At 69.4% G+C, this 18,116-nt stretch carries 16 protein-coding genes and 2 tRNA genes; 9 read left to right on the top strand and 9 right to left on the bottom strand.

Going from position 1 to position 18,116, the window contains the following annotated elements; all coding sequences use genetic code 11:
• Positions 1 to 125 precede the first annotated feature (125 nt).
• Together O3438_RS23335 and O3438_RS23330 are read right to left on the bottom strand one after the other, a co-directional pair.
• Complete coding sequence (locus O3438_RS23335; RefSeq protein ID WP_269681906.1) at positions 126 to 1,655, bottom strand: non-reducing end alpha-L-arabinofuranosidase family hydrolase; 1,530 nt, start codon at positions 1,653 to 1,655, stop codon at positions 126 to 128.
• Between the two features lie 388 nt (positions 1,656 to 2,043).
• Positions 2,044 to 2,619: a DUF3455 domain-containing protein gene (locus tag O3438_RS23330; RefSeq protein WP_269681905.1), complete on the bottom strand. Its 576-nt coding sequence runs from the start codon at positions 2,617 to 2,619 to the stop codon at positions 2,044 to 2,046.
• Positions 2,620 to 2,887: 268 nt separating this feature from the next.
• Here O3438_RS23330 and O3438_RS23325 point away from each other — a divergent pair, with 268 nt between their 5' ends.
• Complete coding sequence (locus tag O3438_RS23325; protein WP_269681904.1) at positions 2,888 to 4,048, top strand: low temperature requirement protein A; 1,161 nt, start codon at positions 2,888 to 2,890, stop codon at positions 4,046 to 4,048.
• Positions 4,049 to 4,195: 147 nt separating this feature from the next.
• Positions 4,196 to 4,927: a hypothetical protein gene (locus O3438_RS23320; protein WP_269681903.1), complete on the top strand. Its 732-nt coding sequence runs from the start codon at positions 4,196 to 4,198 to the stop codon at positions 4,925 to 4,927.
• Between the two features lie 4 nt (positions 4,928 to 4,931).
• Here the strand turns inward: O3438_RS23320 and O3438_RS23315 are convergent, their stop codons facing one another.
• Complete coding sequence (locus O3438_RS23315) at positions 4,932 to 5,690, bottom strand: SDR family oxidoreductase (protein ID WP_269681902.1); 759 nt, start codon at positions 5,688 to 5,690, stop codon at positions 4,932 to 4,934.
• Between the two features lie 80 nt (positions 5,691 to 5,770).
• On the opposite strand from O3438_RS23315, the gene O3438_RS23310 reads away from it, so the two are divergent.
• Positions 5,771 to 6,244: an RrF2 family transcriptional regulator gene (locus O3438_RS23310; protein WP_269681901.1), complete on the top strand. Its 474-nt coding sequence runs from the start codon at positions 5,771 to 5,773 to the stop codon at positions 6,242 to 6,244.
• A gap of 240 nt (positions 6,245 to 6,484) precedes the next feature.
• On the opposite strand, the gene O3438_RS23305 is transcribed toward O3438_RS23310, so the two are convergent.
• Together O3438_RS23305 and O3438_RS23300 are read right to left on the bottom strand one after the other, a co-directional pair.
• A tRNA-Arg gene (locus O3438_RS23305) sits at positions 6,485 to 6,557 on the bottom strand.
• Positions 6,558 to 6,592: 35 nt separating this feature from the next.
• Positions 6,593 to 6,683 (bottom strand) — tRNA-Ser (locus tag O3438_RS23300).
• A gap of 146 nt (positions 6,684 to 6,829) precedes the next feature.
• On the opposite strand from O3438_RS23300, the gene O3438_RS23295 reads away from it, so the two are divergent.
• Positions 6,830 to 8,218 (top strand): hypothetical protein, encoded by a 1,389-nt coding sequence (locus tag O3438_RS23295; RefSeq protein WP_269681900.1) that lies wholly within the window; start codon positions 6,830 to 6,832, stop codon positions 8,216 to 8,218.
• 40 nt (positions 8,219 to 8,258) lie between these two features.
• On the opposite strand, the gene O3438_RS23290 is transcribed toward O3438_RS23295, so the two are convergent.
• Positions 8,259 to 9,029, bottom strand: a complete 771-nt coding sequence (locus O3438_RS23290) for a CPBP family intramembrane glutamic endopeptidase (RefSeq protein ID WP_269681899.1) — start codon at positions 9,027 to 9,029, stop codon at positions 8,259 to 8,261.
• A gap of 145 nt (positions 9,030 to 9,174) precedes the next feature.
• Between O3438_RS23290 and O3438_RS23285 the strand changes: the two genes are divergently transcribed.
• Positions 9,175 to 10,290, top strand: a complete 1,116-nt coding sequence (locus O3438_RS23285) for a globin domain-containing protein (RefSeq protein ID WP_269681898.1) — start codon at positions 9,175 to 9,177, stop codon at positions 10,288 to 10,290.
• A 67-nt stretch (positions 10,291 to 10,357) separates the two neighbouring features.
• On the opposite strand, the gene O3438_RS23280 is transcribed toward O3438_RS23285, so the two are convergent.
• Positions 10,358 to 11,887: a peptide deformylase gene (locus O3438_RS23280; RefSeq protein WP_269681897.1), complete on the bottom strand. Its 1,530-nt coding sequence runs from the start codon at positions 11,885 to 11,887 to the stop codon at positions 10,358 to 10,360.
• Between the two features lie 348 nt (positions 11,888 to 12,235).
• Here O3438_RS23280 and O3438_RS23275 point away from each other — a divergent pair, with 348 nt between their 5' ends.
• Positions 12,236 to 12,997 (top strand): hypothetical protein, encoded by a 762-nt coding sequence (locus tag O3438_RS23275; RefSeq protein WP_442929735.1) that lies wholly within the window; start codon positions 12,236 to 12,238, stop codon positions 12,995 to 12,997.
• A 3-nt stretch (positions 12,998 to 13,000) separates the two neighbouring features.
• Here O3438_RS23275 and O3438_RS23270 read toward each other — a convergent pair whose 3' ends face one another.
• On the bottom strand, positions 13,001 to 14,827 hold the full coding sequence (locus O3438_RS23270) for a hypothetical protein (protein ID WP_269681896.1): 1,827 nt from the start codon (positions 14,825 to 14,827) through the stop codon (positions 13,001 to 13,003).
• A 213-nt stretch (positions 14,828 to 15,040) separates the two neighbouring features.
• Between O3438_RS23270 and O3438_RS23265 the strand changes: the two genes are divergently transcribed.
• Positions 15,041 to 15,751 carry a class I SAM-dependent methyltransferase gene (locus O3438_RS23265; protein WP_269681895.1) on the top strand — a complete coding sequence of 237 codons (711 nt, stop codon included), beginning with the start codon at positions 15,041 to 15,043 and terminating at the stop codon, positions 15,749 to 15,751.
• 133 nt (positions 15,752 to 15,884) lie between these two features.
• On the opposite strand, the gene O3438_RS23260 is transcribed toward O3438_RS23265, so the two are convergent.
• A complete protein-coding gene (locus O3438_RS23260) occupies positions 15,885 to 16,427 on the bottom strand; it encodes a YbhB/YbcL family Raf kinase inhibitor-like protein (protein ID WP_269681894.1) in 543 nt (180 codons plus the stop codon).
• 128 nt (positions 16,428 to 16,555) lie between these two features.
• On the opposite strand from O3438_RS23260, the gene O3438_RS23255 reads away from it, so the two are divergent.
• Positions 16,556 to 16,711, top strand: a complete 156-nt coding sequence (locus O3438_RS23255; RefSeq protein WP_269681893.1) for a hypothetical protein — start codon at positions 16,556 to 16,558, stop codon at positions 16,709 to 16,711.
• Positions 16,712 to 16,762: 51 nt separating this feature from the next.
• Positions 16,763 to 17,962, top strand: coding sequence for a low temperature requirement protein A (locus tag O3438_RS23250; RefSeq protein ID WP_269681892.1), 1,200 nt, complete (start codon positions 16,763 to 16,765; stop codon positions 17,960 to 17,962).
• The last annotated feature ends 154 nt before the right edge of the window (positions 17,963 to 18,116 follow it).

Here is an 18,116-nt window from a genome sequence, read left to right as displayed (position 1 = left end):
CGGGGGTGACGATCGGGTGGCGCCGGCCCGCCCAACTGGTCGTTCCTCAAGGATGGGCCCGCGACGGAATCGTCCGTCGCGGGCCACCTTCCATGGATCAGCGTCGCAGGGTCACCAGACCCGGCTCAGCGCTGCAGGGTCAGCAGACCCGGCCGGTACGGCAGCAGCCCGTAGTCGACGCCGTCGGAGCTGGGGGAACGACCCTGGTAGAGCAGTTGCAGGTTGCAGGCGTTGACGGTCATCGTCTGGTCGGCGTTGGTCCGCAGCAGCTCACCGTGGCTGATGTCGTTGGTCCAGGTGGCACCGCTGTTGACCTTGCCGGCGAACGGGTTGCTCTGGGACGCGGCCTGCGGCGTCCACGTACCACCCAGGCTCGTGGCCGTGAAGCTGCGGAAGTAGCGGCCCGTCGAGCCGATCGCCTCGACGATCATGAGGTACTTGTTCAGGCCCTGGAGCTTGTAGACCTGGACGGCCTCGAAGAGGTTGTTCGTCGTGTCGGTCATGATCGTCGTGTAGTTGGAGCCGAAGCTGCCCGGGAAGTTCCCGATCGGCATGCTCGCCCGGTAGATCCGGCCGTTGTCACCGGCGAAGAACAGGTACATGTTCTGGTCGTCACCGATGACCGCCTGGTCGATCGGGCCGGTGTTGGAGTTGGAGATGCTGCCGCTGAACAGCGTCTGCGGCGACGACCACCCGTTCGGGTTGGTCGGATCAGTCGACGTCCGGTACGAGAACGCCGGGCCACCCCACTGGTAGGCCAGCACCCAGATGTTGCGCGGCGCGAAGTAGAACAGCGACGGCGCGACAGTTCCCGAGTTCATCGCGTTCTGGCTGGCCGAGCCCATCTGGTTGTAGTTGCTGAAGAGGCCGAAGTTCATCGAACCCCAGCTCGACCCGAAGTCGTGCGTGGTCGCGTAGACGAGCTGCTGCCCGTTGTACGGCGCGACGGTGAAGTCCTTCAGCGACACCCACCCGGACCTCGGCTGCGCCAGCGCGCCGGTCGACGACCACCGGTACGACGAGGGAAGGTCGCAGGTGCCGGTCGGCGGCGGCGTGGTGGTGGGCGGGGTGCTCCCGTCGACGCGGACGAGCTGCCACTGCTGGTTGGCGCCGTTCCAGTCGTCGTACTGCACGATGTTTCCGCCGTCGGCGGTCGAGGCGCCCTGCACCTCCATGACCCTGTTGCTGTTCCGGTTGATCAACCGGACGTAGCCGCCGTCCGAGTCGGCCAGCCGGAACTGCTGGTTGGTGCCGTTGTTGTCGGCCCACTGCACGATCGCCGCGCCGTTGGCCGTCGAACGCTGGTAGACGTCGAGCACCTTGCTCGACAGCCGCGACTTCAACCGGTAGTAACCACCACCGGAGTCGACGAACTGCCACTGCTGCTGGTTGCCGTTGTTCCGGGTCCACTGCGTGATCCGAGCACCGTCGTTCGTGGCCAGGTTGTACACGTCCAGGGCCTTACCGCTGTTGCGGTTGACCAACACGTACCACGCGCTCGTGTCGACAGTCGCGGCGGCGGCGGGTGACTGCACCACCGCCACGGCGACACCACCGGCCATCACCGCCGCCGCGCCGGCGGCGAGAAGCCGGGGCAGCCATGAGCGCCGCCGCGCGGGCGGCGCGATCGACGCAGACCTATCTAGGGCAGACATGATCCTCCTCAAATGACCAAGAGCCGAACGGCCTGCCCGGAGCTGGGCCCACCGCGACGCGTGGCCGGGACCAGACATCCCAGCGTTAGCGTTAACAAGACGCCTGGATGCCCTAGCGCACGCCTGATTCGAGATCGACGAAGCAGGGCTTGCCCGGAAAGCCAACATCTCGTCGTCCTTAGGCATCGACTGTGAGCGATAACATGGCGTTCGTCAAGACGTAACGTGCTGGGAACATCGATGAATGACACGGCGCAACCCGTGACATGATCCATCGCCCGCGACCAACGGCAGGCCACCACCCGGCGAAGCGGTTCGGAGCGGCGCGCGTTGGCGCTAACATCGACGCTCGGCCATGGGGGGCCGGTGTCCGAACGGGTTGCCGGCGTTACCCCTTCGCCGTCCAGAAGACGTAGACCGCGCCGTACGGCACGGCAGCGGTCACGCCGTCGGTGCAGGGGCCGGCCGGGGCGACACCACCCGAGGTCAACAGACGGCTGATGTACGCGACGTCGTTCAGGATGCCGGTGCCGGAGTGCGTGTCCACCGTCAGCAACAGCTCGGGGATCGTCCCCGGGCGCGGGCTCTCCGCGGTCTTCTTCGCCGTGATCAACGAACCGTCCCGCGCGGACTGCCAGCTCGGACCCTTGAAGTGGTGGACACGTCCGCCGGTGCCGAACAACTGGGCCTCGGGCACCGACGCTCCGGTGAAGACGCCGCCGGCACAGGTGTAGGTCTGCGTTCCGCGGAGGACGAGGTACGCGCCGACCGGGCGTGATCCCGCCGGCGGCCTGATCTCCGGGGCGATGCGCGGGCTGTCGGCCCGGCTGGCGTCGGCGCTCGCGGACGGTACGCCAACGCCGGTAGCGGACGCCTGGTTCGGCACCCCGCCGACCGCGGCCAGGACGCCGGCCAGGCCGACGACAGCGAGCGCGCGAGCCCGGAAGCGCGATGTAGTGATCATTCGATTCCTCCGTCTCTTGGCGGCACGCGTCTGCGCCCACCCACCTGCCTAACGGACGGGATGCGTTTACCGATCAGTACGTCGTTCGATGTGAACGCCGATTCACCTGGCGGGTGGCGGACGCTCCGGCGCTGGTAACTCTGATCTGATCTGCTCGTTGGTCGCCATGTGCCGTTGTCAACGGCCCCGGGTGCACACGTCGGCCCGAAGAATCGTCACGACCGTGGCGTGCAGCCTCAGCGGAAGGGCACAGCGGAACGGCTGACAGATGACGAGCACCGAACCGACCGAGCCTCGGCGTAACCCCAAGTCGTCGAATCGGGCGACGCTGCTGGAGTTGTTCTTCGACGTCTTCTACGTCGCCATGTTCGCCCAGTTGTCGATGCAGTTGGCGGAGCATCCCACCTGGGACGGGCTGGGGCAGCGACTCATCCTGCTGTTGGCCGCCTGGTGGACCTGGTCGGTCACCGCGGTCACCACCGAGTTCTACGACCCCGGGCTGCGGGCGATCCAGGCGGTGATCGCCACCACGATGTTCGGGGTAACCCTGATGGCGGTCGCGGTGCCAGGCGCCTACGCCGGTCGAGGTCTCCTCTTCGCCGGGGCGTACGTCGGCCTGCACCTCGGACGGGAAACCCTGCTGATCGTCGCGTTGCGCCCTCGACGCGCGCACGCCCGGGAGCAACGGCTTCTCTTCTGGTTCGTGCTCTCCGGAGCCCTGTGGATCGCCGGCGGGCTCTCCGGACCGGGCTGGCGCACCGGCTTGTGGGCGAGCGCGCTCGCCGTCGACTACGCGGCCTCGGCGCTGCGCTACCCGACGCCGGGGCGAGGTCGGATTCCGCTCGACCAGTACGCTCGACTCAGCGTCCATTTCGGCGAGCGATACCAACAAATAGCGATCCTGGCCCTCGGTGAGCTGACGCTGATGGCCACGCTGCAATTCGCCATCGCGAACTACACACCGGTCCGCACCGTAGCCTTCCTCGCCGCGATCGTCACGGCCCTGCTGTTCTGGCAGATCTACGTGCTGCAGAGCAACAAGCTCGTCGACCGATCGGCGCACGGGCAACCGCGCCACGCGGTGCGCCTCGCGCCCTACGTCTACTCCGTCCTGATTACCGGGGTCATCGCCACCTCGGCCGGGATGGACCTCGTCCTCCACGAACCCCTGGGGAGCACCCCGGCCACCTGGATCGTCCTCATCGTCGGCGGACCGGTCCTGTTCGTCCTCGGACGAATGGGCTCCGAATACGTACTCCTCGGACAGCTTCCGCCGTCGCGGCTGGCCTGGCTGGCACTGCTGGTCGGCTCGACGCCGGCCCTGGCCCTGCTGGCCCCGATCCTCGTCGTAGCTCTCGCCGTGTGCGTCCTGGTCGGCATCACTGTCACCGACAGTCGACGCATCCGGCGCGCGGCCCTGGCAGGATAGCGGTCGCCGGGCGGATCCGAACGCCCGTACCGCGCGGAGCGCTGCGCCCGAAACTCGGCCAGCAGCTCGGCGGCCTCGTCGCTGTTCCTGTTGCCGACGCAGCCACCACGACGGCGGTCGACACCGGTCAGAGGTTAGGGTGGGGCCGTGTTCTCTGTCCGGGAACGTGACGCGATTCAACAGCGTCTGCTGGACCTGGCCGATGCGGACCCCGTCGTGGTGGGTGCTGCGATCACCGGATCGAATGCCACCAATTGCGCGGACGAATGGTCCGATGTCGACCTTGCGTTTGCCGTCGCCGGCCCACTCGACGTGACAATGCACCGCTGGACCGAACGGCTGTACCAGGATTTCGGCGCGGTTCACCACTGGGACCTGCCGTCCGGTGCGACGACATACCGGGTTTTCCTGCTTCCCGGTTGCCTCGAAGTAGACATCGCGTTCACACCGGAAGCCGACTTCGGCCCCCTCGGCCCAAGCTGGCACACCGTCTTCGGGCATGCCGCGAACCCGCAAGCCGTTCCGCCACCCAGCCGCGACCACCTGGCCGGGATGGCGTGGCACCATGCCCTGCACGCCTGGGTGTCGATTCAGCGGTGCCGGTGGTGGCAGGCCGAGTACTGGATCAGCGCGCTTCGCGGCCACATACTCGCGCTGGCCAGCCTCCGCCTGGGCCATCCCACCAACTACGCAAAGGGCGCCCACCTCCTCCCCACCGATGTGACTGCGCCCCTCGAAGCCGCTCTGGTCCGCACGCTCACCCCCACCGAGTTGCACCGCGCCTGGGCCGCAGCGACCGATGCACTGACCGCAGAACTCGCGCGCAGCGACCTGGCGCTGGCCGACCGACTGCGCTCCGTCCTCGCCGATCTCGACTGAGCCCTCAACCCCGCAACGACGCCCGCGAAGCGGTCCAGTCCTCGAAGGTGGTCCGGCCGATGCGCGCCGCACCGAGCGGAACCAGCGAGTCGTGCACGATCGGAACGCCGAAGTAGTCGGCGTTCACGTCGGTCCTGATGGGGCGTGCGTCGCCCTGCGCGGCCAGAACCGGGCCGATGAAGCGTGCGAAGGATCCGCGTTCCGGCCCGGCGATCTCGACCACCCCGTCGGCTGGGGTTGAGGTGACGACCTCGGCCAAGGCGGCGGCGACATCCACGGCGGCGATCGGTTGCAGGTCAGCGCCCGGCAGCACGATCCGGTCGCCCTGGGCCATGCCCGCCCCCATGACGATGAGGTTCTCGAAGAACTGCGTGGACCGGACGGTCGTGAACGGGATGCCGGAGTCGGCGACGAGCTGTTCCTGAGCGGCCTTGGCGCTGAGATAGCCCGGGTACGCAAGCCGGTCGACGCCGACGATCGAGAGCACCACGTGGTGCCGGACCCCGGCCTCACGGCCGGCGTCGAGCAACGTGCGGGTAGAGGTGGTGAAGAAGTTCATCACCACGTCCGGCTCGAAGACTGCCCGGTTGGTCACGTCCAGGACGGCTTCGGCACCCTTGAACGCGTCTCGGACGCCCTGGCCGGTGATCGTGTCGAAGCCGGTCTGGAGTGCTGCGGGCACGGCGTCGTGGCCCTGCCCCCGTAGCAACGCGACAACTTTCGACCCGATCAGACCGGTCCCCCCGGCGACGACGATGCGCACGACTCCACCCTTCATTGCGGACAACTTTTATCCGCGATACTACCCGGACAATTCATGTCCGAGTCAAGTAGGCTGCCGCCATGAAGATGTCCGGTGGGGTCGAGTGGGCGTTGCACTGTTGCGTCCTCCTCAGCGCGGCCACCGAGCCGGTCGCGGCGGCGAAGCTCGCCGAGTTGCACGACGCATCGCCCACCTACCTGGCGAAACAGCTCCAACTGCTGTCGCGGGCCGGCCTCGTACGCTCGGCATCAGGGCCGTCGGGCGGCTATCTGCTCACCCGGCCCGCGACCGAGATCACGGTGCTCGACGTCGTCGAGGCGATCGACGGATCCCAACCGGCATTCCGCTGCACCGAAGTCCGCCAGCGCGGGCCGATGGCCATCCCCGCCGAGCGGTGTGACACCCCCTGCCCGATCGCGCAGGTCATGGAGTCTGCCGACCATGCATGGCGTGACTCCCTGCGCGCGGTCACCATCGGCACCCTTGCTGCCACCGTCACCGCCACCACGCCGAGCGAACTGCTCAGTTCCGTCTCGGCATGGCTGTCCTCCTGAACCGATCCGGCCGCTCGAAGCGGCACTGTGGCTCGGGCGCGGCTGAGCCAGGCCGGACGACCGTCACTGCACGGGCGCCAGCCGGATCCAGATCACGTCCAGTTCGATCAGCCGCGAAGAAGACGGCAAGCCGCCAACCGCTGGATTATCACGGCCCCGACAGACGGGGAGTCGGCTGGCGGGAATGGAAAAGCAAGAAGGCCGTGACCCTGCTTCGCAGGTCACGGCCTTCTTGAAACGTGCGCCCGAAGGGACTCGAACCCCTAACCTTCTGATCCGTAGTCAGATGCTCTATCCATTGAGCTACGGGCGCTCGTGCTCAGCCAGTGTACACACCCGGCTTTCGCGCGGAGACTCCGGGATTCGAACCCGGGAGGGGCTTTAAGACCCCAACCGCATTAGCAGTGCGGCGCCATAGACCAGACTAGGCGAAGTCTCCCTGGCAGCCCTGTAGACCACCGCGGCCGAGAATACAGGTCGGCACCCACCGGGAGCAAAACGACTTCCGGGGTACGCCCGCCGGGGCCAACCGCCCCCGTGTTTCCGCGCTGTGCGACGGAGTGATCAGGACTACGCTCCATCGATATGCAGGAGCAGCCGCCGAGCGAGCCGACCCGTCGAGAGCCTGCTGAGAGGGCGCGTCGGCGCTCGCCACGGGCCACCTTCACCCCGCCGGTCGCCGCCGAGCAGCCCGCGACGTCCGCTGAGCATTCTGACGAGGCGACACCGCCGGCAGCGGCTGCGGCAGGCCAGCGCCCTCGACGGGCCAAGGCCGCCCCGGCGGTGCTCTTCCAGCCGCCGCAGCCGGACCGCGCCCTGCCCCCACAACCGAGGCGCGCACCGACCGCCTCGGCCAGCGACGCCACCGCCGAGCGGCCGACGCCACCGGCCGCCGAGGCGAATTCCGACCAGCCGAGCCCGCCGTCCGCCGAGCAGGCCGACCCGACGACCAGGACGCCCAAGACCACGACAACCAGAGCCACGACACCCAAGGCCGCGCCGGCCAAGGCCACGGCACCCAAGGCCACGGCAGTCAAGGCCACGGCACCCGAGGCCGACGCTCCGCAGACCCAGCGGCCCAAGGCCCGCCCCTCGCAGACCGAGGCGTCGGAGGATCCCACTCCGCCGGCGCGGACCACACCCGCCCGCAGGGCCGCCGCCCGGAAGGCGACGGAGGCGGCTACCGAGGTGACGCCGACCACACCGGCACCGACCAGGCGCGCCGCGACCCCCCGGAAGAGCGCCACGCCGAAGAAGGCCGCCCCAGCACCCGTGCTCGAGCAGCACCCGGCACTGGACCTCCCCGCCGAGCAGCACGCGGTGCCCGCTTCGGGGCGTACCCCGGAATCGGAACTGCGGGAGACGGCCTCGCGCGTGCTCGACCACCCGGGGTTCGCGCCGGAGCTGTTGGCTCTCGCCGCAGTGCGGGCCCTCGGTCCCGGCGCGGCCGAGTGGGCCGCGCGGCTGCGGGCGCGGTATCCGGACGCGCCGGCGGACGGTCTGGCCCGCTTGGCCATTCGGCGGTTCGTCCGCTCGGCGGGCGCGGGTGGGGCGACCGCCGCGCTGGCCGGGTTCTTCGCGCCGTTGGCCGAGCTGACCTCGGTGCTGTGGACGCACGCGAACCTGGTGCTGCACCTGGCCGCCGCGTACGGCAAGGATCCGGCGCATCCCGACCGGGCCGTCGAGTTGCTGGTGCTCACCCAGGTCCACCCGGACACGGCGAGCGCGGAGGCGGCACTGGCCGCCGCGCAGGAGGCGGGCGACCCCGTCGAGGGAGGCTGGCCCCGGGCGGCGGAGGCCGCCTGGCGGCTGGCCGCTCCGCTCACCGCGCAGGCCGGCGGGTGGGTCGCGTTGCGGCTGGTGGCGCGACTGTTGCCGGGGGCCGCGATGCTCGCGGCGGCGCTGGGCGACGCGGCGGCGGCCGACCGGCTCGCGGCGCGTGCGGCGGCCGTCTACCGGCCTGCGCGACGCTGACCGGCCAGAACCAGCCGACAGGTCAGGGCCAGCTGACCGGTCAGAGCCAGTCGAACCATTCCCGGGGCAGCAACGCGTAGCCGACGAAGGCGAACACGTCGAGCAGCGTGTGCGCGATGATCAACGGCATCACCCGGCGGGTGCGCAGGTAGAAAAGGCTGAACACGACGCCCATCACCGCGTTGCCGACGAACGCGCCGAAGCCCTGGTAAAGGTGGTACGAGCCACGCAGCAGCGCGCTGGCCGCGATGATCGCCGCCAGCCGCCAGTGGAGCTGGCGTAGCCGGGTGACCAGGTAGCCGACCACGATCACCTCCTCCAGCACGGCGTTCTGCACGGCGGCGAGGATCAGCACCGGAACCGTCCACCAGAGGTCCGGCAGCGCGGCCGGCACCAGCGTGGCGTTGACCCCCAACTGGGCGGCCACCCAGAACAGCGCCAGCCCGGGCAGGCCGATCAGCGCCGCCAGGCCGGCGCCCCGGGCCAGGTCCTGACCGGGCCGCCGGGCGTCCAGACCGAGGGTTCGCACCGGGTCGCCGGGGTCCCGGCTGAGCAGGTGTACGGCGAGCAGCACCGGCAGCAGGGCGAACACGATGCCGAGCAGTTGGTAGGTGAGGTCCAGCCAGGGTCGGGACGACGCCGAGGTGTTCAGCGAGGCGGTCTGCTTGGACAGCGGGCCGTCAGCGGTCAGCTTCGCGATGATCGAGACGACCGCGTAGACGGCGGACTGGCCGAGGGACAGGCCGAGGACCAGCAACGTCTCAGTGCCGAGCAGTCGGCGGGACACCGGGCGGGACAGCTCAACGGTCACCGCACCACTCTGCCCGACGGGTGGCGCCGGTGACACGGCCGACCGGCCAGCATGAGCCGATCGCACATTCTGTGCGACCAGTCGACACTCTCCGTGGAGATTCTATGGGCGCCCGATCCGCTGCCGTCAGGAGAAGGAGCGCCCCGTGGACAACCTCGCGCGGTTGCTGAAGGAGAGCTGGGCCCTGGTCGAGGACGACCGGGTCCGGCTGAGCGGGCACTTCTACGCCCGGTTGTTCCTGCTCGACCCCGCCCTGCGGCAACTCTTTCCGGTGCAGATGACCGGCCAGGGCGACCGCCTGTTGGAAGCGATCATCACGGCGATCCACACGGTGGACGACCCGGAGAGCTTCGACGAGTTCCTTCGGGCGTTGGGCCGCGACCACCGCAAGTACCACGTCGACGACTCGCACTACGCGACGATGGGAGTCGCCTTGCTGGATGCCCTTCGTAGCACCGCCGGCGACGGCTGGAACCTGGAGTACGACCAGGCGTGGCGGGAGGCGTACGCGGCGATCACCGCCCTGATGGTGGCCGGCGCGAAGGCCGACGACGACCCGCCGTTCTGGCACGCCGAGGTGCTGACCCACGAGCGGTACGGCCCGGACACCGCCGTGCTGACCTGTCGGGCGCTCCAGCATCCGCTGCGGTGGCAGGCCGGGCAGTACGTGAGCCTGGAGGCCCCGCGCCACCACCCTCGGGTGTGGCGGAACTACTCGATCGCCAACGCCCCGAACGACGACAACCTGCTGGAGTTCCACGTGCGGTCGCCCGGCGCCGGTTGGGTGTCCGGCGCGCTGGTCCGTCGGGTGCGGCCGGGTGAGCTGCTCCGCGTGGCGGCCCCGATGGGGTCGATGACCCTGGACCGCAACTCCGAACGGGACGTGCTGTGCGTCGCCGGCGGGGTCGGACTGGCACCGATCAAGGCACTCGTCGAGGAGTTGGCCACCTACAACCGGACCCGGTGGGTGCACGTCTTCTACGGCGCCCGGCAGGCGGCGGACCTGTACGGCCTGGCCGGGCTGCAGGAGCTGGTGGCCGTACACCCGTGGTTGTCGGTCACGCCGGCGTGCAGCGAGGAGCCGGACTTCGACGGGGAGCAGGGCGACATCCCGGACGTGGTGGCCCGGTACGGCCCGTGGACGACGCACGACTGCTACGTCTCCGGCTCCGCCCGGATGGTCCGCTCCACGCTGCGGGTGCTCGCCGCGGACGAGGTGCCGCCGCCGCACATCCGCTACGACACCTTCGGTGACCTCTAGACGTTCCTCCCCCCACACCGGGGCGCGTGCCCCTGCCCCCTGGGGCACGCGCCCCGGTCCCCAACGGTCAGTAGCGCCAGGGGTGCCCGGTCTCGCGGTATTCCTCCACCGGCACCAGCGGCACCCCGGGCGCCATCCGGTCGACGTAGAGCCGGCCCTCCAGGTGGTCGATCTCATGAGCCACCAGCCGGGCCATGCCGAACTCGAACGACGTGATGACCCGGCTGCCGTCCCACTGGGCGTGCTCCACGTCGAGCCGGAGCGGTCGGGGCACCAGACCCCGGTGGTCGAAGAAGGAGAGGCAGCCCTCGTACTGCTCGTCGGTGTCCGGGCCGGCGTCGACCACCCGGGGATTGAGCAGCACGACCGGGTCCGCCGAGCGGTCCGGGGGCCGGACCACTGCCGCCGCCCGGCCGACTCCGAGTTGCGGTGCGGCAACCCCCACCCCCTTGCTGAACGGGTGCAGTTCGTCGAGCCGGGCCAGGGCCGTGCTGAGCCGGTCGACCAGGTCCCGGGCGACGGGTTCCTCGACGGGCAGGTCGAACGGGCGGACGTGTTGGCGCAGCAGGTCGTCGCCGCGTTGCACGATGCCGAGACCGCGCATCCGGTCGCTGGGGCGTACCCGGGCACCGCCGGGGCCGCTGTCGGGTTCCGTTTCCGGTCGGGCCCGGAAACGCCACTGCATCCGGTAGCGGGCGTTCAGCGGAGGGTCGTCGGTCTGCCAGTCGTAGATCGCCCGGTCACCCTCGTCGTGCCGTTGCGGTGCCGTGCGCAGGGGGCCCTCCTCCGCGGAGAGGGAGGTTTCCACGCCCCAGACCTGCGGGTCGAGCGGCGCGGGCAGGTCGAGGCGTACGGCGAGCTGCCGGGTGGGCAGCCGGACCGCCCGTTGGAACCAGGGGCCCCACTTCTCGTGACCGACGCTGTACGCGTACTCGATGGTGGCCCGGTCGCCCGGGTAGAGCGGGAACCGTCGCTCCCCGTTCTCGAAGAGCAGCCAGATTTCTTTGAAGGCGTCCCGGTCGTGTTTGGCACGCCAGTGCATCGGCTCCGGTTCGCCGCCGCCGTCGTCTCGGCGGGCCTGTAGTTGCAGCTCGGCGAAGGTGAGCGGGTGTTCCCGGTGGTGCCGGTTGGAGCGGCCGGGGTCGTTCGGGTAGCGGTCGACGGCGACCCGGACCAGGTAGCGGGTGACCGGCTCGGTGCCGGCGTTGTACAACTCGCGGTGGATCACGCACCGGTAGCCGTCGTCGGTGTGGGTGAGGGTGGCGAGTTCCCGCTCCACGACGAGGCCGGTGCCCGGTGGGAGCCACTGCCCGGGCGAATACTGCTCTCGGGGCGGGTTGCCCGTGCGGGCGTGGCGGAGGTCGTCGTACTCCCGGAAGCGCTGCCAGATCGCGCCGCTGGCCTCCAGGACGGCCTCGGCGCGGCGGGCGAAGTCCTCGGTCGGCCGGTGCCGGCGTCCCTCGACGTGGCTCACATACGAGGGGTCGAACCCCATCAGGACGGCTAGTTGTTTCTTGGACAGCCCTCGCCCGGTCCGTTGCCGGGCGAGCTCGGCCGCAAAGGAGTCGGCAGCCCGTTCGAGGGGTGAGGTCGTCATCGGCTTCCTCGTGGCCGGGGGATATAAGTTTCACGTTCCGTGCCCGAGCGCACACGTATCTGGCATCTTGTCGACACTCTGATTGACAATTCACCGATAGACATCGATCCTGCGGCAGCGTTTTCCTGCGAAACCGCCGGGTACTAGCCGAGGTAGAGGCGCTTCTCCCACCGGGCAACCGGCGTGACCTGGGCCTCCCGATTCGACCAAGGTGAGGCTTCCCTTAGACCCGAGGGCGTGGTTAGGCTAGCCTTAGCTCAGGACGGCAGTGGTCGTCCGCCGGGGCGCACACTCCTCGGTCACGCGGACGGGGGATCTCAGGTGACAGCGGTGCTGCCGGGGCGGGACATGACCGCCACGCCACTCGCCCCCGTCACCGCGGCGCTACGAGCCATGTTCGGCACCGATGATCTTCCGGGCCTCGCCCCGGGTCTCTTGGTCGATGACGAGTTCGGCTGGTCACCCGCCACCACCCTGATCGACGGCAGCCGGCTGCCGGAGCTGCTGAACGGTGCCGCCACCCGCTGGGGTGGCACCCCGCACGCCTGCGCCGCGTTGGCCTGGAAGTCGTACAGCTACTGGACGGCGCTGCCGGTCGTGCTCGGCTGGGCCTCGGCCCGGCGGGTGCCGCTGTTCGATCCGGCCGACGTGTTGATCCACTTCGAGGACCACCGGCAGCTGCTCACCATGGGCCTGCGGCGTGGGATCGCCGTGGCAGTGCTGCCGAGCGACCCGCTGGCGCTCGCCGGCCTGCCGGAGGTCCGGGTCGTCGCGGACGAGGCCGAGCTGCTGACCGCGCTGCGCGTCTCCCTGCTCGACTCCCACCTGGCACCGCTCATCACGGCGATCCAGTCGGAGGTCCGGGTGGGCACCCGGACGCTGCTCGGCTCGGTCGCCTCCGGCATCGCGCACGGCATCCTCCGGGCCGCCGACGGCCTGCCCGGCTCGACGGTGCAGAGCATCGACACCCTGCTCGGCGCCCTCGACCTGAGCGACCTGATCGAGCTGGTGCCCGGCCCGACCGGTGAACCGACAGTGCAGCGGCGCACCTGCTGCCTCGCCTTCACGCTCCCCCGGCCGAAGGTCTGCCAGGGCTGCTGCGTCCGCTGAGCCTCAGTCGGTCAACGGTCGGACGTCCCACACCCACACCCCTCCGGTGAAGACCGGCTGGATGCCGGTCAGTTCGGTCATCCCCCGACGCAGCGCGTCCTCGTGCTCGTGTGGGCCGAGGATGACCACTCCGGCCCGCCAGAACCGCAGGTCGTCGACCGCTCGGACCCGGGTCTGCGGGGTGATCGGCGGCACCGCCCCGGTGCGACGGATGGTGGCGAAGAAGCTGCTGGTGGGACGTGGCGTGGCCCCGAACAGCGCGACCTTTGGTGGATCGGCGCTGGGCCGGGTGTCCGGCCCGAGGAAGTAGCCGCGGGCCAGCGGCATGTCCAGCCGGGTCGCCGCGGACCAGCGCAGCGGCTCCGCGTAGGTGCTGTCCGGCAACGGCAGGGCCACCACACTGCGCCCACCGGTCACGTACTGACGCCACGCCCCACTGGTCACGAAGGTGGGAACCGGGTCGAGATGGGCCACGGGCAGTGGGGTCGGCACGATCGGGAGCAGGGCCATCACGAGCACTGTGGCGGTGACGAAGCGGATCTGTCCCCGCGCCGCCGGGTGCGAGGCGGCCAGCTCGCGGGCACGCTCGGCACCGTAGGCGAGCAGCAGCCCGATGATCGGGGTGATCGCCAACGCCCAGCGAGTCGGCACCACCGAATGCAGGATGGGCAGGTTCTCCAGCACCGCCCAGGGGCCCGGCACACCCGTCCCCTTGTTGTCGAAGCGGACCTCGCGGCCCAGCGAGAGCACCGCGAAGAGCAGGCCGAGCCCGGCCAGCGCGAGCACGACGACCGAGCGGCGCAACCACCAGACCAGGGCGATCACCAACACGACCAGCGCCCAGCCGAAGAAGCTGTTCTCCTCGGTCGGGTTCTTGGCCAGGCCCGCGGCGGTGCGCGGGCTGCCTGCGAGTGACTCCCTGGAGTACGCGACGAACGAGGCGAGGTCGCTGGAGTAGCCACGGATCAGGCGGGACAGCCCGGAGTACGCGCCCGGACCGAAGAACTGCACGTACAGGGGGTATGCCAGCAGCAGCCCGGCGACCCCGGCCGCGACGGCGAGTCCGGCGAGGAAGGGCCGGATCCGTGCTCGGAGATCGGCGCGGCCGAGGGCGAGCACGCCGATGACCACACCGACCCCGATCGCGGTCATCAGCAGGATCTCCAGGTTGAGGAAGGCCTGCCAGACGATCACGAGCGCGAGGAGGACGCCGTTGCGCAGCCAGCGGCCCGGGTCGCCGAGTCGCAGCGTCCGCCAGATGATCAGCGGAACGACGAACTGCGACACGATGTTCGGATGCCCGTTGGCGTGCGACACCATCGCGGGCGCGAACGCGCAGAAGCCGGCACCCAGCCAGGCGGGCCCACGGCTGCCGATCAGGACCCGGGAGAGCAGGAAGTACCAGGCGGTCGCTGTGGCAATCATGCCGGCGGTGAGAAAGACCAGGAATGACGCCCGAGGCCCGAACAGCAGGGTGATAGGCGTAAATGGCAACGAAATGGATAATACGGACGTGTTCGCCATCAGATTGACGCCGTCCGGGACGTTCATCTGATCCGAATGGAACGGGTATGCGAAATGGGTGATTACCCGCGCACCGTGCGCCATCATCCATTCGAACTGCGACTGATCGGACTCGTTGTCACGCACCGCGCCGCCGGGGTCGAGCCAGAGTCGACACGTGACCCAGAAGCCGAGCACAACGAAGCTCAGCACGGCAGCCAGGTCGGCCACCCTCCCCCGGCGTGGCCTTCGGGCATCAGCCGAGGCCCCCTCCACCGACGCAGCCGCCGGGCCGTCGCTGGGCGCGTCCGATTCGGGAGTAGTCATGACAATTCAGAGGATAGTCACGGCCTGACGCTGCCGTGACATGTTTCGGGGTACTGCCGTACTATGTGCCGGGTTCGCCGACCGCCGATCACGAACCCACCCCCCGACCACAATTCGGCCACCCCCGATGCCCCGATTCTTCTGCCCTCCCAGCGGATGATTCACTCTGTCGGTCCAGGCACGGGTCGAGTTCATATCGTGAGGAATCGACGCATGGCAGAAATCACTGGGGATCAGCGCGTGCAGTCCGAGGTGCTGGAAGGCCTGGCGACGGCTGTCAACCACCGTCGCTGGTTCATCGAGCTTGCGGTGCCGTACCTCGGCGACGACCCCATCGAGATCGGCAGCGGCCTCGGTGACTACGCGCTGGAGTGGTCGGAGCGGCTGCCGCGGTTCACCGCCACCGAGGCCGACCCGGACCGGCTCGTGCAGCTCAAGGAGCGCCTCGCCAAGCGGCCGAACATCGACGTCCGGCAGATGCTGCTGCCGCACAACGACCGGGGCGAATACAGTGCCGCCGTCTCGTACAACGTCCTGGAGCACATCGAGGACCACGTCGGCGCGCTTAGCAGCATGCGCGACCTGGTCCGACCCGGCGGCGCGGTGATCATCATCGTGCCGGCGTTCCAGTTCGCGATGGGCCCGGCCGACATCGCCACCGGGCACGTCCGCCGCTACACGAAGAAGACCCTCCAGGCGGCGATGACCGAGGCCGGCCTGACCGTCGAGAAGATCCACTACGCCAACGCGTTGGGGTTGATCGGCTACTTCATGGCGACCAAGGTCTTCCGGCTGATGCCGAAGGAGGGCCCGATGGTCAAGGTGTACGACACCGTCGTCCTGCCCGCCACCAAGGCCGCCGAGCAGCTCGTCCGCCCCCCGTTCGGCCAGTCCGTCTTCGCGGTAGCCCGCGTCCCCTCCTGACCCACCCCCGCCCAGCCAGCCCACCCCCGCCCGGCCCGCCCAGTCCCGGTCGATCATGGAGTTGTGGTGCCAGGCTCATGACCTGTCGGGTGTTTCGACACCCACCACAACTCCATGATCGACGAGAGGGGGTTTACTCCTTGATCTGGTACGTCGGGCGGATCACCGCACGGGCCAGGGTGTGGAACGTGAGGTTGAAACCGACGTAGGCCGGGCTGGCGTCCGGAGTCAGGTCCAGGCGCTCGACGTCCACGGCGTGCACCGCGAAGACGTACCGGTGCGGGCGGTCACCGGCCGGCGGAGCCGCCCCGCCGTACCCCTGCTCGCCGTAGTCGTTGCGGACCGAGAACGCGCCACCGAGGTCGGTGCCCGCCGCGCCACCGGCTCCGGTGGGCAACTGGGTGACGGTAACCGGCACGTTCACCAGCACCCAGTGCCAGAAGCCGCTGCCGGTCGGTGCGTCGGGGTCGTAACAGGTCACCGCGAAGCTCTTCGTCTCGGCGGGGAAATCCGACCAGGTCAGCTGCGGCGAAACGTTCTCGCCCCCGGTGCTGCCGTGGGCGTGCCGCGCGTCCATCGGCTCGCCGTTCTGCACGTCGTCGCTCGTCAGCGTGAACGAGGGCAGCGTCGGCAGCAGCTCGTACGGGTCCGGGGCAATCGGTCGTTCCAGGGTCATCGGGACGAATCCTTCCGGTGTGCGGAAATACCAGCCTCTTCTTACCCCGTGCTGTCCCTTCCGACGAGCGGCACAGTGGTTTTCCGGAGCTACGGTGGAGTTCGGGCAACGTTCCTCAGGGGGACATCGTGGCCGGCATCTGGCGGGACTTCGCGGTAGCTGTCCTCACCGCGTTCCGCCGCCGGGACGCACGGGCCATTGCCGAGGAACGCCGACGAGCAGTCGAGCGACTGGCCGAGGAGACGATCCGCGACGAGCGGCGGAGCGCGGACCCGCCGGAGTGACCGGGACGCGGGACGCCGCAACCCTCCGGGACCAACAGTCAAGATGATCTGATGTGGCGGATCGTCCGATCCCGGCCGGTGGTCACCGCAGAGACGCACCGACCGACGCTGTTCGAGGTCTTCTTCGACCTCGTGCTCGTCTTCGGGCTCATCCGGGTCACCACGTTCATGAGCGAGCGACCCACGTCGGTGACGCTGGTGCAGGGCCTGCTCGTCCTCATGCTGCTGTGGAACTCCTGGCTGGTCTATGCCTGGCTGGGCAACTACGTCCGGCTCGACGTCGGGTTGATCCGGGCGGGCGTCGCCGTGGCGATGGCAGCCGTCTTCCTCATCGCGCTGGTCCTCCCCGAAGCCTGGGAAACCGGCAGGGGTACGAGGGCACCCCGACTGATCCTGGTGCTGGCGTACGTCGTGGTGCGGTCGACCCAGTTCGCTCTCTTCTACTGGGCGTCGGTGGACGATCCTCGGCGACTCAGAACCGTTCGGCTCTACGCCCTCACCACAGCGCTGTCCTCGGTCCCACTCGTCCTCGGAGCCGTGTTCGGCGGCACCGCGCAGGTCCTGCTCTGGGCAGCGGCGCTCATCGTCGACATGGGCGGTGGGGTGCTGGCCCTGCTGGTGGGCGGGTGGCCGGTACGCAGCCCCGGCCACTTCGCGGAACGGCATGGCCTGGTGGTGATCATCGCGCTCGGAGAATCCCTGATCTCCGTCGGCGCCGGCGTCGGTACCGAAGACATCCACTGGCCGACCCTGGCGGCGGCGCTGCTCACCCTCACCGTCACGGGATGCCTGTACTGGCTGTACTTTCCGAGCGCGGCGAGCGCCGGAAACGCACTGACGACGGACTCCGGGCTGCACCGGGGCTTCATGGCCGGCAACGCGTACAGCGTCGCCCACCTCCCGCTGCTCGCCGGCACCATCTACGTGGCGCTGGGGGTCGAGGAGGTGCTCGCCGGCCTGGCGCACGGGAAGTCCCACGAAACCCTGCACTGGATCCCGGCAGTCGCGCTGTTCGGCGGGACCGCCCTGTACCTCGCCGGCCGGGCGACGTTTTTGGCCCTCAGCGTCAGGTGCGTACGACCCGAGCAGTTTCTCGCGCCCGCCGTGGCGCTGCTCCTCCTCCCCGTCGGGCGTTACCTGCCTGGCCTGGCCGCCCTCGGCCTGCTCACCGCGTTCCTGGCCGTGCTGCTCAGCTACGAGGCGTGGACCAGGGGCCGGTCCGGGACCTCAGTCGACCCGGCCGAATCGTGATCCACTCGCCTTCCAGGAAGTCGCGGTATCCACGACGTCTCGATACACCAACGTCGGCGAAACCGAGTCGATCACGGTGGCGGAGGGTGTGGGATTCGAACCCACGAGGACATCGCCCTTAACATTGACCGCGATCGGCATCTTACTCCACGAC

Source organism: Micromonospora sp. WMMC250, assembly GCF_027460215.1.
Classification (GTDB): Bacteria; Actinomycetota; Actinomycetes; order Mycobacteriales; family Micromonosporaceae; genus Micromonospora; species Micromonospora taraxaci.
Note: the sequence above shows the minus strand (reverse complement) of the source record. Positions and strands in the feature narration are given on the sequence as shown.

Bases quoted from the DNA above. Each gene is read 5' to 3' on its own strand.
- O3438_RS23325 (WP_269681904.1), top strand. From the start codon at position 2,888: ATGACGAGCACCGAACCGACCGAGCCTCGGCGTAACCCCAAGTCGTCG.
- O3438_RS23265 (WP_269681895.1), top strand. From the start codon at position 15,041: ATGGCAGAAATCACTGGGGATCAGCGCGTGCAGTCCGAGGTGCTGGAA.
- O3438_RS23330 (WP_269681905.1), bottom strand. From the start codon at position 2,619: ATGATCACTACATCGCGCTTCCGGGCTCGCGCGCTCGCTGTCGTCGGC.
- O3438_RS23250 (WP_269681892.1), top strand. From the start codon at position 16,763: ATGTGGCGGATCGTCCGATCCCGGCCGGTGGTCACCGCAGAGACGCAC.
- O3438_RS23310 (WP_269681901.1), top strand. From the start codon at position 5,771: ATGAAGATGTCCGGTGGGGTCGAGTGGGCGTTGCACTGTTGCGTCCTC.
- O3438_RS23260 (WP_269681894.1), bottom strand. From the start codon at position 16,427: ATGACCCTGGAACGACCGATTGCCCCGGACCCGTACGAGCTGCTGCCG.
- O3438_RS23270 (WP_269681896.1), bottom strand. From the start codon at position 14,827: ATGACTACTCCCGAATCGGACGCGCCCAGCGACGGCCCGGCGGCTGCG.
- O3438_RS23275 (WP_442929735.1), top strand. From the start codon at position 12,236: ATGACCGCCACGCCACTCGCCCCCGTCACCGCGGCGCTACGAGCCATG.
- O3438_RS23295 (WP_269681900.1), top strand. From the start codon at position 6,830: ATGCAGGAGCAGCCGCCGAGCGAGCCGACCCGTCGAGAGCCTGCTGAG.
- O3438_RS23280 (WP_269681897.1), bottom strand. From the start codon at position 11,887: ATGACGACCTCACCCCTCGAACGGGCTGCCGACTCCTTTGCGGCCGAG.
- O3438_RS23335 (WP_269681906.1), bottom strand. From the start codon at position 1,655: ATGTCTGCCCTAGATAGGTCTGCGTCGATCGCGCCGCCCGCGCGGCGG.